Source organism: Kosakonia sacchari SP1, assembly GCF_000300455.3.
Classification (GTDB): Bacteria; Pseudomonadota; Gammaproteobacteria; order Enterobacterales; family Enterobacteriaceae; genus Kosakonia; species Kosakonia sacchari.
In genome coordinates this window covers 4188595-4201833 of the sequence record NZ_CP007215.2, presented here as the reverse complement: position 1 = coordinate 4201833, position 13239 = coordinate 4188595, and the positions used below count along the sequence as shown (strand labels likewise).

The 13239-nt window shown below is 53.3% G+C and carries 17 protein-coding genes; 10 read left to right on the top strand and 7 right to left on the bottom strand.

What is annotated here, in order from left to right; translation table 11 throughout:
* The first annotated feature begins 72 nt into the window (after positions 1-72).
* Entirely contained in the window at positions 73-762 is a 690-nt protein-coding gene (locus C813_RS42850; protein WP_017457784.1) for a hypothetical protein, read from the top strand.
* Here C813_RS42850 and C813_RS42845 read toward each other — a convergent pair.
* Together C813_RS42845 and C813_RS42840 are read right to left on the bottom strand one after the other, a co-directional pair.
* Entirely contained in the window at positions 716-1186 is a 471-nt protein-coding gene (locus tag C813_RS42845; protein ID WP_231943025.1) for a hypothetical protein, read from the bottom strand. The genes C813_RS42850 and C813_RS42845 overlap by 47 nt on opposite strands.
* A complete protein-coding gene (locus C813_RS42840) occupies positions 1158-2042 on the bottom strand; it encodes a winged helix-turn-helix domain-containing protein (RefSeq protein WP_017457786.1) in 885 nt (294 codons plus the stop codon). The genes C813_RS42845 and C813_RS42840 overlap by 29 nt, the downstream gene beginning before the upstream one ends.
* 399 nt (positions 2043-2441) lie before the next feature.
* On the opposite strand from C813_RS42840, the gene C813_RS42835 reads away from it, so the two are divergent.
* Both C813_RS42835 and C813_RS42830 read left to right on the top strand, forming a co-directional pair.
* Entirely contained in the window at positions 2442-3125 is a 684-nt protein-coding gene (locus C813_RS42835; protein WP_017457787.1) for a FliA/WhiG family RNA polymerase sigma factor, read from the top strand.
* Between the two features lie 121 nt (positions 3126-3246).
* On the top strand, positions 3247-3807 hold the full coding sequence (locus C813_RS42830; protein ID WP_017457788.1) for a C40 family peptidase: 561 nt from the start codon (positions 3247-3249) through the stop codon (positions 3805-3807).
* A gap of 2 nt (positions 3808-3809) precedes the next feature.
* Here the strand turns inward: C813_RS42830 and C813_RS42825 are convergent, their stop codons facing one another.
* On the bottom strand, positions 3810-5225 hold the full coding sequence (locus C813_RS42825) for an aminotransferase-like domain-containing protein (protein WP_017457789.1): 1416 nt from the start codon (positions 5223-5225) through the stop codon (positions 3810-3812).
* A 175-nt stretch (positions 5226-5400) separates the two neighbouring features.
* Between C813_RS42825 and C813_RS42820 the strand changes: the two genes are divergently transcribed.
* From C813_RS42820 to C813_RS42790, 7 genes are all read left to right on the top strand, one after another.
* The gene (locus C813_RS42820) at positions 5401-5562 is read left to right on the top strand and encodes a DUF1127 domain-containing protein (RefSeq protein WP_017457790.1); all 162 of its coding nucleotides are present in this window, start codon (positions 5401-5403) and stop codon (positions 5560-5562) included.
* A gap of 103 nt (positions 5563-5665) precedes the next feature.
* A complete protein-coding gene (locus C813_RS42815) occupies positions 5666-6259 on the top strand; it encodes an ATP-dependent Clp protease proteolytic subunit (protein WP_370568908.1) in 594 nt (197 codons plus the stop codon).
* 126 nt (positions 6260-6385) lie between these two features.
* Complete coding sequence (locus C813_RS42810) at positions 6386-7435, top strand: DUF1176 domain-containing protein (RefSeq protein WP_017457792.1); 1050 nt, start codon at positions 6386-6388, stop codon at positions 7433-7435.
* 77 nt (positions 7436-7512) lie between these two features.
* Positions 7513-7929, top strand: coding sequence for a FosA family fosfomycin resistance glutathione transferase (locus C813_RS42805; RefSeq protein ID WP_017457793.1), 417 nt, complete (start codon positions 7513-7515; stop codon positions 7927-7929).
* 93 nt (positions 7930-8022) lie between these two features.
* A complete protein-coding gene (locus C813_RS42800) occupies positions 8023-8490 on the top strand; it encodes a MarR family transcriptional regulator (RefSeq protein WP_017457794.1) in 468 nt (155 codons plus the stop codon).
* Positions 8491-8494: 4 nt separating this feature from the next.
* On the top strand, positions 8495-9562 hold the full coding sequence (locus C813_RS42795; RefSeq protein WP_025263736.1) for an HlyD family secretion protein: 1068 nt from the start codon (positions 8495-8497) through the stop codon (positions 9560-9562).
* Complete coding sequence (locus C813_RS42790) at positions 9552-10619, top strand: DUF2955 domain-containing protein (protein WP_017457796.1); 1068 nt, start codon at positions 9552-9554, stop codon at positions 10617-10619. Before C813_RS42795 ends, C813_RS42790 begins: the two co-directional genes overlap by 11 nt.
* Before the next feature lie 89 nt (positions 10620-10708).
* Here the strand turns inward: C813_RS42790 and C813_RS42785 are convergent, their stop codons facing one another.
* From C813_RS42785 to C813_RS42770, 4 genes are all read right to left on the bottom strand, one after another.
* Positions 10709-10945 (bottom strand): DUF3343 domain-containing protein, encoded by a 237-nt coding sequence (locus tag C813_RS42785; protein WP_017457797.1) that lies wholly within the window; start codon positions 10943-10945, stop codon positions 10709-10711.
* Positions 10945-11709, bottom strand: coding sequence for a putative 2-hydroxyacyl-CoA dehydratase activator YjiL (yjiL, locus tag C813_RS42780; protein WP_017457798.1), 765 nt, complete (start codon positions 11707-11709; stop codon positions 10945-10947). Before yjiL ends, C813_RS42785 begins: the two co-directional genes overlap by 1 nt.
* Positions 11710-11718: 9 nt before the next feature.
* A complete protein-coding gene (locus tag C813_RS42775; RefSeq protein ID WP_017457799.1) occupies positions 11719-12870 on the bottom strand; it encodes a double-cubane-cluster-containing anaerobic reductase in 1152 nt (383 codons plus the stop codon).
* Between the two features lie 119 nt (positions 12871-12989).
* Entirely contained in the window at positions 12990-13229 is a 240-nt protein-coding gene (locus C813_RS42770; protein WP_017457800.1) for a DUF2164 domain-containing protein, read from the bottom strand.
* Between the last annotated feature and the right edge of the window lie 10 nt (positions 13230-13239).

Sequence of the window (13239 nt, the reverse complement as noted above, 5' to 3'; positions counted from 1 at the left end):
CCCACCGGCTTTATCACTCCGTGGTCAGTCACAAACACCATTATGACGCCTGTTATCTGCAAGGATGATGCAATGCATAAGTTGAATTACGCCGCTACTTTCCCTCACTGGCAGAGCCCGCAGCTGTCGCTGCGTTGCAATTTACAGTGGCGCAGTTTTGCAAAGGTAGCGGTGCTCTTTGATATGCAGGAGGAGGCATTGCTCGCTACGCAATGCGCAGTGTTAAGCCAGGCAGGTATAAGCGCGGAACAACTCTGGCCCGTTGCCAGAGCGTCGGGTAGTGATGGCAGACTGGCTGAATTACAGACACAGTGCATGGTATTGAGCGAAGCGCAACGGCAAGGGTGGCGCAATGTCCTGCTGTTCGATGCTGGCTTTCAGTTGACGCAGGACGAGAGGGTATTCACCCAGGCGAATCGCATCTTTACGAGCCTTAATCGGCTGGACTGGCATGCGTTGCTGCTGGGCGGGCATTATCAGCATTTCTCGCCATTGCTGGCGCTGCCTGGCATTGCGCGTGTGCATCATGCTGATAGCGCTGCAGCCTATGCCGTTAACGCCAGCTATTACCCTGTGTTATTAAATGCTTACCATCGTGCGATAGAGCATGCCGCCAGCCTTAATGAACTTTGGCCATTATTAATGGGGAAACATTGCTGGCTGGCGGTGAATCCGGGCCTGGTTAGCTGGCGTGATAACAACCTCACGCCGGTTCCTACCTGTCGTCCAGCGGGTAGAGAAAGATCATTCCGTTTTGCATAGTGACCAGCGGCACGCCATCTGGCCAAAGTTGCTGCATACGCACTTGCGAATGCATCAGTAAATCAATGTTGCTGGCAAGCAGCGAGGTGTCCGGCGAGGGAACGAAATGAATGGGGGTATAGGTAAAAATGCGTTTCTCACCCTCCTGTTTTTTCTGCACGAAGTTCCCTTTGAGCCTGAACTGAGGGTTAGTCGGACTGCTGACATGGCTGACGATCGTCTCTCCAACGGTGGACAGCCGGACGTCATAAAGCTCTTTTTGCTGCTGCGGCAAATCGTAGAAACCGAATTGCTGCGTTATGTTACTGCCCGGTTTTAATGCGGGCTGCGAACGATGCCAAAAATAGCCGCAGGCAGCGATAATCAGCGCCGTGAGCATCAGCATTACACCGTACTTATGCGGTCTTACAAGGCGCCATTTCATTGAGTTTTCTCCGCGTTTCATCAAGTATCAATTCATTAAGCGAAGCCAAATTGGCCCGCCAGTGATAGATCTGCATCGCCAGAATATTCTGCCCACAGGTGCTGTGTAAGCGCAGGGTAAAGTTCAGCGTTTGGTTATTACTTCGTGAATAGATGCTCAGGTTGATGGATTTCTTTTTTATCTGCTCATTTAAAAGGTGATAGGTGTCTTTGAGCCGGTTGTAGACTGTGGCTTGATCCTGCAGACGCTCACCGGGTTCAACAAGCGTATACAGACGAATATTGCTGTACGCGTTCTTCGCCAGCTCTTCAGGTTTTATGGTCTGGCCGCGATCGATTTTCAAATAACCGATAAAGGCGACAAAAAGCGCGACAACCAGTAATAGCGATACGACGACGCCACGTCGATAACGCGTTGGTTGTCCAGACGTTTTATACGTCACGTCAGAAGAGTGCGGCGGTATATTGGCTGCGTCCGCCTCTGTGAGAGATTTCTCATTATCTAATGAAATATCTTCCTGTGGACTTTCAACCTGCTGGCAATATTCTGCATCCAGCACATAGCCCCGTTTAGGCACGGTGCGAATAATGCGTTGCTGTTTACCGTCATCTTCCAGCGCTGCGCGCAGGGCGTGAATGGCGTTTGGCAGGCTATTATTGCCGATAACTCGCCCCTCCCAGACCTGGTTTGTCAGCTCTTCGCGCGTAAAAACCTTACCTGGATTCTGTTGTAGCAGATCCAGTAATTTGAGCTGGTACGCGCCCAGTCGCTTATGTTCTCCGGTGACTAAATGAATAATTGAGCCGGAGGGCAAATCAATTAACCAATTGTTAATAGCACAACAATATTTTTTCATGACAAATTTCGAGTAGCTCCATCCTGGAACAAGCGATTATTAAGGTTGTTAACAGTAATTGAGAATTAATTAACGTGAAGGCGCGTGAGCAAATCTTCTGGCCTCAGTAATCATTTTATATGAGATATTAATAATACTACTGTGCGGTAGATGAATTATACGCAAATTCATTAATTGCCGCTTTTCGGGGGATTAAGAATAGGGGATGTGGTGTATCTTTTTACACCAGTTAAGGCGGGAAGACGTGTAGTACCGCTTGTTGTAACTGCTTGTTGTTAATTTGTTGTTTATTTAATTAATCTTTTTATCCATTGAACTAATGAGAAAGGCCAGCCTTAAAAATGTAAAAACAGCATATTTCTGTTTTTATTTAATAAATCTAGTCTGCGCCGTTAAATAATGATGAGTGTAATTACCTCTGAAACGATAACGTTTCCCGATGAAGCGCGCTATGTCCGCGATTATTTGCCGCTGGTGCATAAAGTAGTGAAACAATTCGCCTGGCAAGCCAGCAACGTAATGGATAAAGACGATATGCGACAAGTCGCCCTGACGGGGTTGCTCTTTTCATTGCGTCGCTATGGACAACCGGATGCGCAATTTGCCGGTTACGCCGTCCAGCGCATTCGTGGGGCAATTCTTGACGAGCTACGCCAGCAGGATTGGCGGCCACGTCGGCTGCGCCAAAAAATGTACAAGCTCAACGACGCCATTCGTGATCTGGCGCGTGAACTTGGCTATGTGCCTAATTTTAATGAATTAAGCGAGCGGCTTTCTATTACGCCAGAGGAGTATCAGCACTATTTATTGCTCGACTCCGCCAGTGAGCTGGAGAGCCTGGATAACGATCTTCACGCCCACGCGCTGGAAAGCCGCTCGCTTGAAGCTGAAGTTCTGGATAGCCGGGCACTAAAAAGCGCGGTAGCAAGCCTGACACAGCGTGAACAGACGATTCTGGGGTTGTATTACCACCATGAATTAAGCCTGAAAGAGATTGCCTCAATGCTTGGACTGACAGAAGCCCGAATTTGTCAGCTTAATAAAGTCATCATACAAAAGTTGCGGACGTTTTTTGACGAGTGAGTACGTTTCTCCTTCCGTTAAGGAATGAAAAATGTATTTAAAATTTTAACCCATTATTTTTATTAGTATTAATGTTGTGAAATATTTAACTGTATCATCCATCGTTGCCCCCAGGCAGAGCATGCTCCGCGGGTTTTTGGGGCTTTTTTTTCTTATTTTGCTTGCTGTGTTCCTGACCGGTTGTGTGCAATCTAAACCGGTTAGCCGTACACACTCGCCAACAATGCTTGCCGAACAGCGCAAGCCCACCCGTGAAGAGACGCTCGCGGCGACGCGTCAGTCAAAAGTTGACAAGGTTGTGCATCACCTTAAAAAACAGTTAGGTAAACCTTACGTCTTTGGCGGCGTCTCACCGGCGCGCGGTTTCGACTGTAGTGGGCTGGTGTTCTATGCCTACAACAAAGTGCTGAGTAATAAATTACCCCGCACCACCAAAGCCATGTTCCATGACAAGCGTTTGATGCGGGTAAAAACCGCAAACCTGCGCCAGGGGGATTTGCTGTTCTTTCGCAGTAAATTACGCGGTCCGGTCGATCATGTCGGTGTCTATCTGGGGCATAACCGCTTTATCGAAGCGCCGCGTACCGGGTTGAATATCCGTATCAGCCATTTTCTTGATGACTACTGGCAGGATCACTACCTCGGCGCTCGCCGTATTCTGACAGGCAAACGCGTGATCTGAACTTACGCTTCCAGCGCGTTATGAATTGCTTCGCCCAGCTGCTTGATCACCTCGCGATTTGCGTCGGTTAGCGGTAGGGCGCAATTCAGGCGCAGGCAGTTACGGTACTTACCAGACGCTGAAAATAACGAGCCGGGCGCAATCTGGATTTTCAGACGGCACAGCGCGCGGGAAACACAGACCATATCGACGGTTTCTGGCAACTCAACCCACAGTAGATAACCGCCTTGCGGGCGCGTCACGCAGATACCGCAGGGAAAATATTGGCGCACCCAGCAGGTGTAAGTTTCCAGTTGCTGCTGATAAACCTGACGCATGCGTCGCACATGCCGATGGTAATGACCGTCGCGAATAAACGCCGCAACGGCTAATTGTGTTCCCGGTACATTGGTGCCGATGGCGGCATACTTTTTATGCAGCACCCGATCCAGGTAACGTCCCGGCGCAATCCAGCCGACCCGCAGACCCGGTGCCACGGTTTTGGTGATAGAGCTGCACAGCAGCACGCGACCATCAATATCATAGGATTTTATGGTCGTGGGGCGCGGATATTCGGCTGCCAGCTCGCCGTAAATATCATCTTCAAAAATCACGATGTCGTGGCGCTGTGCCAGCGCCAGCACGGCTTTTTTCCGTGCGTCCGGCATGATAAACCCGAGCGGGTTGTTGCAGTTTGGCACCAGAATCACGCCCTTAATGGGCCACTGTTCCAGTGCCAGCTCCAAAGCTTCTACGCTGATGCCGGTTTCGGGATCGGTCGGAATTTCGATAGCTTTAATATCCAAACCACGCAGCAACTGCATCGTGCCGTAATACGAGGGGGATTCAACGGCGACAATATCCCCTGGCTGGCACACCGCCAGCAAGGCGAGCGCCAGCGCCGGATGGCAACCGCTGGCGATGACAATATCATCGGCGCTGACTGATGCACCGCCATCCAGCATCAGCCGGGCGATTTGCTCGCGCAGTTCACGGCGGCCTGGCAGCGTGTCGTAGCTTAACGCATCCATTACCTGGTGTTGGGCGATACGGCTCATCTCGCGCCACAGCGGTTTAAGGGTTGGCTGGGTGATATCCGGCGCGCCGCCGCCAAACGCAGCAATCGCTTTATCGGTGCGCGCATCCAGCAGCGTCAGCACTTCATCCCACTGCGTGACTTCCACCGGCCGCTGTACCGGGCGCGACATCGCCGGCACGGGCGGCTTTGCTTTGCGCGGTGCGACAAAATAGCCGGAACGCGGCTGGGGTGTTATCAGTTGCAGGTTTTCCAGCACCTGGTAAGCCTGTTGCACGGTGCTGATGCTCACGCCGTGTTCCTGACTCAGGCTGCGCACTGACGGTAGTTTTTCGCCGTGGCGATACAATCCCTGTTCAATGCGTTCTGCCAGCAGCGTGGCCAGATGTTGGTAGCGTGTCATGCTGTATCCTTAAAATTCACCATACAGATTTAAGAACCAGTACAGATTGGCGTGAAATTCGCGATTCAGACGTTGTTTTAAGCGATCTGTATGTTAAAGAAAAGTGATTTCTGAATCTGTATTGTCATGGGCGAGAACGGCGAAGATAGAGCTCTTTTCAGGCGAGGAGAGCACCATGGAATTCTTTGAAAATCGACCCAACCGCCCGTTTTTCGGGTTTGTTTTACTCTGGCGTAAACTGCAACGACTGCATGAGCGCGTGAAAACGCGGCGGCTGCTGCGCGCATTAAGCGACGAGCAGCTAAAAGATCTGGGGTTACGCCGCAGTGAACTGTGATAAGTGCAATAACGCGCGGAGATAACATCTTGTTATTTCCGCCCAACCGGCGTTGGGCTATGCTTAGCTCCACAACCTGAAGGGGAGAAAGCGCATGCACTTTATGAACGAAGACGACGAGAAAAAAGAGAAAGAGACCGGTAACGTCTCACAGCTGATGCAGCAAAAACTGCTGGATGCCCGCTCGATCATTATCTCTGGCGAGATCAACCAGGCGCTGACAGAAAAAGTAGTCACCCAGTTACTGCTGTTGCAGGGCATCAGCGATGCGCCGATTAAAATCTATCTCAACAGCCAGGGCGGTCATGTTGAAGCGGCGGATACCATTCATGACATGATTAAATTCATCACCCCGGAAGTGCACATCATTGGCACCGGCTGGGTGGCAAGCGCCGGGATCACCATCCTGTTGGCGGCGAAAAAAGAGCACCGTTATTCGCTGCCGAACACCCGCTTTATGATCCATCAACCGCTGGGCGGCGTTCGCGGCCAGGCAAGCGACATTGAAATAGAAGCGAAAGAGATCATCCGCACGCTTGAGCGCGTTAACCGCATGATTGCTGACGCGACCGGCCAGCCGGTGGACAAAGTGAAGCAGGATACCGACCGCAACTACTGGATGAACACCAAAGAAGCCATTGATTACGGCATTGTTTCCCGCGTGGTGAAATCCTACGGCGAGTTGAATCTGGATTAAGTTTGTTAGCGACCTTGAGGCGAGAATTTTTTCTCGCCTTTTTTCTCTTCACGCCCGCCAAAATACACTTCTCCCTGACACATAATTTCTGCACACTGTGCGCATTTCTCATTACGGAGTGATGGCATGAAAAGCAGTATCAAAGCGGCGCTGGTGATGACAGCAACGCTAAGTGCGCCCGTGCTGGCAGAGCAAAGCGGCGTCTCGTTTGACCATAAAGACTGGGAAGTGGTTTGCGATAACACCCTGACCTGCCGTGCCGCAGGTTACAGCGCGGAAGAAGAAGCCACCGGTTCGGTGTTGATCACGCGAAAAGCCGGGCCAGACACGCCGGTGACCGTTGATGTGGTGCTGGCAGAAATGGATGCCGATGAAACCACGCAGCAGGCAAAACTCAGCCTGTGGATCGAGGGTAAATCACAGGGTGAGATCGCGACCGAAGATAACGATAGCTGGCGTTTATCCGATGCGCAGGCGCACAGCATGATCGATGCCGTGAAAGGTAGCGGTAAAGTCGAATTCAAAGGCGGCGCAAAACCGTTTGTGCTCTCCGGCGACGGTGCATACGCCGTGTTGCTGAAATTTGATGACGTGCAAGGGCGCGTGGGCACACCTGGCGCGCTGAGTAAAAAGGGCGATAAAGCGGAAAGCTCGGTGACGCCTGCGGTTGCCGCGCCGGTGATTCAGGCGGTGGAAGTGAAAGGCGGCGAAGATCGCACGCTCACCAAAGCCGAAACCGCAGCGCTGAAACCGCGTTTGCTGGCGGCGCTTACCAGTGGTAATGAGTGCGACCGCCTTGTCTCCCCGCAGGAACCGGTTATCGACGGTGATAACGACATTACTCTGACGCCGCTGGATGGCAAACAGGTGCTGATCTCCACCCTTTGTTGGCGCGGGGCGTACAACGAAGGTTATGGCTACTGGGTGGTGGATAAAGCGCTCAAGGGAACGCCGCAATTTATTACTAACTCCGCGTCTGACTACAGCGATGGCGCGATCTCGTTGGGCCAGCGTGGTCGCGGCATTGGCGATTGCTGGGCGTCGGCGGAGTGGATCTGGGATGGGAAAACTTTCCGTAAGAGCAGCGAATCCACCTCCGGCATGTGCCGCTACGTGCGCGCGGGCGGCACCTGGGATCTGCCGGAATTCGTCTCGGAAGTGAAAGAGGCGAAGTAATTCGCTGCCCGATAAACGCTGCATTCAGCAATTTTGCCAGGTGCGGCGTTTTCCTTTTTCAGGCCGGAGTGCAAAGCATGTTAAATAGCCTCAACCACCTGACCCTGGCGGTTAGCGACCTTGCCCGCAGCGTCGATTTTTATCATCAACTTCTTGGTCTGAAACTGCATGCACGCTGGGATAACGGCGCTTATCTCACCTGCGGTGAGTTGTGGCTTTGCTTATCTCTCGACGCGCAGCGCCAGTATGTACCGCCAACACAAAGTGACTACACCCATTATGCGTTTAGCGTTGATGAGCGTGATTTCGCCAGCTTTGTTACTCGCCTTGAGCAGGCTGGCGTGGTGAGCTGGAAAGCGAACAAAAGCGAAGGCGACTCCTGGTATTTCCTCGATCCCGACGGACACAAGCTCGAAGCGCATGTTGGCAACCTTGCCCGACGGCTGGCCGCGTGCCGCGAGAAGCCTTACAAAGGGATGGTGTTTTTTGATTAGGCTTTCGCAATCTATGCTCTTTGCTAGCCTCGTTTCTTGATACTTATCCTGATAACTATTATCGTACCCCGCCTGTGAAACGAGGGGATCGCCATGACTGAAGATGAACTGTTCGCCCGCCGACCGCTGGGTATGCGTATGGCAATGGTTGTGCGCCAGTGGCGCGCTACTATCGATCATGCATTGAGCGACACGGGCATCACGCAGTCGGGCTGGACGGTACTAATGCAGCTTCACCAGTTAGGGGATAACGTCTCCGTCAGTGAGCTCGCGGAAGTGCAGGGTATTGAGCTGCCGCCGTTGATGCGCACGCTGACACAGCTGGAAAAGCAGGGGCTGATTGTGCGTACGATATCGCCGTACGACAAACGCATTCGCCTGCTGGCGCTTACCGCCGAGGGGACGCGTATGCTGGGTAAAATCACGCAAGTGATCGAAGCCTGCCAGCTACGGGCTGCGGGAAATATTCCCCCCGCGAGTCTGCTCGCCTTTAGCGACACCTTGAATCAAATCGCCTGTAATTTGCGTGTGATGCGCGAAGAAGACAACAACGCCGAATAAGAAAATCATGACGCCAGAACAAAAGTTTGCCCGCTGGGTAAGGGTGAGTATTGCCTCTTTCCTGCTGATGTTTGTCTATTTTATCGTTGCCGATATCTGGATCCCGCTGACGCCGGACTCCACCGTCATGCGCGTGGTCACACCGGTTTCCGCCCGTGTTTCCGGCTATGTCGCGCAAGTGTACGTGCAGAACAATAGCCTGGTGAAGAAGGGCGATCTGCTGTTCGAACTGGACGCTACGCCGTTTAACAACCAGGTAGAAGCCGCGCAAATCGCGCTGGCACAAGCAAAGCTCACCAATCAACAACTGGATGCGCAAATCGTTGCCGCGCAGGCCAGCCTGAAGACCGCGCAACTCACCGCGCAAAACGATCGGGTGACCTTTGAGCGCTACCAGAACCTGAGTGCGACGCACAATGTTTCGCAGTCCGACCTTGATAAAGTGCGCACCACCTGGCAGAGCAGCGTGCAGTCGGTGAACAATCTGAATGCCTCGATTAATGCACTGAATATTGAACGCGGCGATCGCGATGACGCCCGCAACGTGACGCTGCAGAAATACCGCAATGCTTTGCAACAGGCGCAACTAAATCTGAGCTGGACCCAGGTTCGCGCCGAAGCCGATGGTGCAGTCAGTAACCTGCAGTTAAGTCCCGGTTTTTATGCCGCTACCGGCACTGCCGCGCTGGCACTGGTGCATGATAAAACCGATATCGTGGCGGATTTCCGCGAGAAGAGCCTGCGCCACACGCGCGTTGGCACCGATGCGGCGGTAGTGTTTGATGCGCTGCCGGGCCATGTGTTCAAAGCACATGTTACCAGCAGCGATGCCGGGGTACTGGCTGGTCAACAGGCGGTGAACGGCGAGCTTTCTGAACCGCAAACCTCTAACCGCTGGGTGCGTGACGCGCAGCGTATGCGCATTCACGTCGCGCTGGATGAACCGTTGCCGAAACAGCTGCCAACTGGCGCACGCGCCACGGTGCAGTTGTATAACAGCGAAGGGGTGTTTGCGCGCTTTTTCTCGGGCCTGCAAATCCATCTCGTGAGCCTATTGCACTATGTCTATTAATACGCTGGCACGGGTTTTTACGCCTCACGGCAATATCGTTTACACGGCGAATGACTTTCGCCAGACGCTGCGCATTGTTTTTGCCGGGATGATCGCGCTCAGCGTGTCGAGTTTTTATAACACCCAGTACGGCGTGTTTTATGTCGTCTATCCGGTGATGCTACTGTCACTGGTGCCAGTATTTAATCGCCATGTGGCGAAACAGTTCATCTTCAGCGCAGTGATTAACTGCATCGAAATGGTATTTATCATCGGCTATTTGTCGCGTTGGCCGGTGATTATGACGTTGGTGGTATTTGCACTGTACGTGATGCGTTTCCGCTTTATGAGCAAAGGTGCGCTATTTCTGTTTGGCTCGGCGGGTGTGGTTTGTCAGAGTACGATGCTTAACTTTATGAGCTACCCCTCAAGCGACTGGCACACGCTGCTGTTTTCCAATATTGAAGCCAGCATCATGGCGGTGGCGCTGAGTGCGCTGATGAACTATCTGATCCCGGATGTCGAGCCGCGCACGCGTCCGCCGATGATCGAGAAAAACGCCGCGCGCGTGCGCCACGAATCACTGCTTTCCGGCACGGTAGCGACAATGATCTTCGTGGTATTTCAACTGAGCGATTTGAGCGATTCGTTATCCGCGCTGATGGCCGGCATCTTGATCCTGTTTCCGATGCATTATCGCGGCGCGGTAATGAGCTCTGTGTGGCGCGTGGTCGGCGTGGTGCTCGCCTGCCTCTATATCCTGCTGGTGCAGTTGATCCTCTACAACCACAGTAGCCACATGCTGCTGATGATGCCGCTGATTGGCCTCGGGCTGGCGTTCAGCGCGCGGCTGCATGTGATGGAGAAAGTCGGTGCCGGTGTGGGTTTTGCCAGTGTGACCACCATCGGCATTATGTTTGGTCAGAACCTGCATCCGGACACGGATTTGGTGTTCAGCGATCTCTATCGCATCGTCTCCGTGACGGTGGCGCTGCTGGCAACATTAACGATGATCTATCTGGTACATCTGATTTTGAACCGCTTCGAAGCCACACGGTTTGTGATTGAAGAACAGTAAAGGGGAATACGCCCGAAAACGCGGTGTTTATCGGGCCGATAAGGCACTGCGTAGCCTCGATTTTACAGGCCGTATACAGCGCCCGCTCATTATCCCACTCGCGTAAATTCATCACCGTCACAGCGATAAATCGCCTCTGTGACATTGGGAACCAGCCACCGATTGACCGCTTCCGCTTCGCTGTGAAATCGGATGCACAAGCCGCAGCCGCCTTTGAGCTGGCGCGGAATATCCTGCACGCGAAAAGCGATCCCCGCCGACTGCATCGCTTTGCGCGTTTGCAGTACACCGGGTGTTGTGTAGAACAGCAATAGGTATTCCGCCATTAGCGCTTCCTCTGCCGTTGACCGATTAACGCCGCGCCCAGCGCGCCCGCGTACTGGGCGTCGTCATGCGTAAAAACATCGCTGGCAAGATGCCCGGCCAGCATGCGGCGGAAGGAGGTGCAGTGGCTGACGCCGCCGGTAAACAGCAATGGCCCTTGCGTGGAAAGGCGCGAGATAAAATGTGCGCTGCGCCGCGCCATGGCGTTGATCACCCCGGCGAGAATCGCTTCCGGCGCAATGCCTGCCGAGCGCAGGCTGATCACTTCGGATTCGGCAAACACCGTACACATGCTGGTTAGCGGATGCGGCTCTACCCCCTCGGTGATGGCGTCCAGGTGTTCCACCTGCGTACCCAGCGTGCGCGAGATAACGTCCAGAAAACGCCCGGTTCCGGCGGCGCATTTGTCATTCATCAGAAAATCGGTGAGATTGCCCTGTTCATCCAGCGCGATCACTTTGCTGTCCTGCCCGCCAATGTCGATCACTGTGCGTGTTTGCGCGAGCAGCAAACGCGCACCAAGTCCGTGGCAGGAGATTTCGGTGACTTGCTTATCGGCAAAATCGACCAGTTGCCGTCCGTAACCGGTCAGTGTCAGAAAGGGTTTTTCATCGAGCCCTGCGCGCAGCGTTTCCCACGCGTCGACAATCGATGTCGCCGGGCGAAACGAGGTCGGGCACAGGAAGCGCCGCACAATCGTCTCGCCCTCGAGCAAAATGCCTTTGGTGGTGGTCGAGCCGGAATCAATACCCACGGTAAACGTCACGCCCGCTCCTTATAACATCTCGATAAACGCGGCAACGCGGGTGCTGAGCTGCCCGATATCCGCTGTCGAATAGTCCGTTTCAATCGCCATATAGGGAATGTTGTGCTGCTGGCGTACATGGCGTTTGATGGAAAGCGACTCCACCGCGTAGGTGTGGCAGGCCTGCAAAATCACATCGATCACACCATCGGCCTGGTATTCGTCGACCATCTGACTGAGTAGCTTCAGGCGCTCATCATTAGGGGAAATGCAGGAGCAGCCGATCGCCAGATATTTGTCGGTCAGCGCGTCGTACACATCGCCGCTCTCCTCGACGCAGCGCTCGGTGGCTTTTGCGCCGGTACAGTTTTCATACCCGACGACCCAACCGCCGTTCTCTTCAATGGCGCGCACCACTTTTTCCGCTGCGCCGCCAATCGGGCAACCGGTGATTAAAATTCGCGGGCGAGGATCCAGCCGTTTACCCGCATGCCACTCGTCGCGGATCCGCGCAGCCATGGTGTTAAGCTCGTCGATCAGCGCTTCTTTATCAAAACGGAAGGTCGCGCCGTACACCACTTTCAGGATATCCGCGCCGCTAAGCGCAGGCGGATTGAGCTGCCCAACGCGGTAGAAATTTGCCAGCGCCTGGCGCTCGCGGTTTTTCAGCGCGATAGCCTCGCGCAGCGCTGCTTCGCTAATCGGCTGGCCAAAACGTTGCTCAATCGCCTGCTGTAAACGCAGGATTTCTGCTTTCCACAACGCGCGGGAAGCGGCGTCTGCTGCGCTGTTCGGCAACTGCATGACATGGACGGCTTTGAATTCTGCCATGTATTCATACATTTTCTTTTTGCCGTCGCAGGTGGTTTCACCCACCACCAGATCGGAAAAGTAGAAGTAGGGGCATTTGTCAGTTTTGCCAAAGCCGTAGCTGCTTTTGATCAGCGGACAGAGGTTGCGCGGCAGGTCTTTTTCCGCTTCTTCAATGGTTTCATCATTGGTGGAACAGAGGGAAACCACTACCGCGCCGGCGGCCATGGCAATCTCTTGTGGCATAAAGGTGCAGTAGGTGCCAACCAGCGGGATCCCTTGCTCTTTTAGATCCATCACGGTGAGAAAACCTTTCTGGCGGGCTTCAGAAAACTGTTCAAAAACATCTGGCAGGGCGGTGATAAGCGACATAATTTTCCTTCCCCGTGACACGGGAGAGTTTGAAAAGAGGCCGCATTATAGGCATGCAAAAAGTGTGGAAATATTGATCTCCGGCGGATGAAAAGGGGAAAAAACCGTTTTCAGTCCGGTCAGATTATTTTTTTGAGATCCATCTCTTCCTGAATGCGCTCGCTGTAGAGCGCATGTGTGCGAATCGCTTCGTCGATGCCTGCGTTATAAAAAGCCGGGCCAATCTGTTCGGCAATGAAGTCGATAAAGAACTCGGCGTCAAACTGCTCCAGTTCCAGCTCAAAATTCTGCTCACAGTAGGCCTGCAATTTTTTGCGTAACTGCTCGCGTTCGCTGGTGGTGAGGGTAATGTCGGCCATCGTTTCTCCT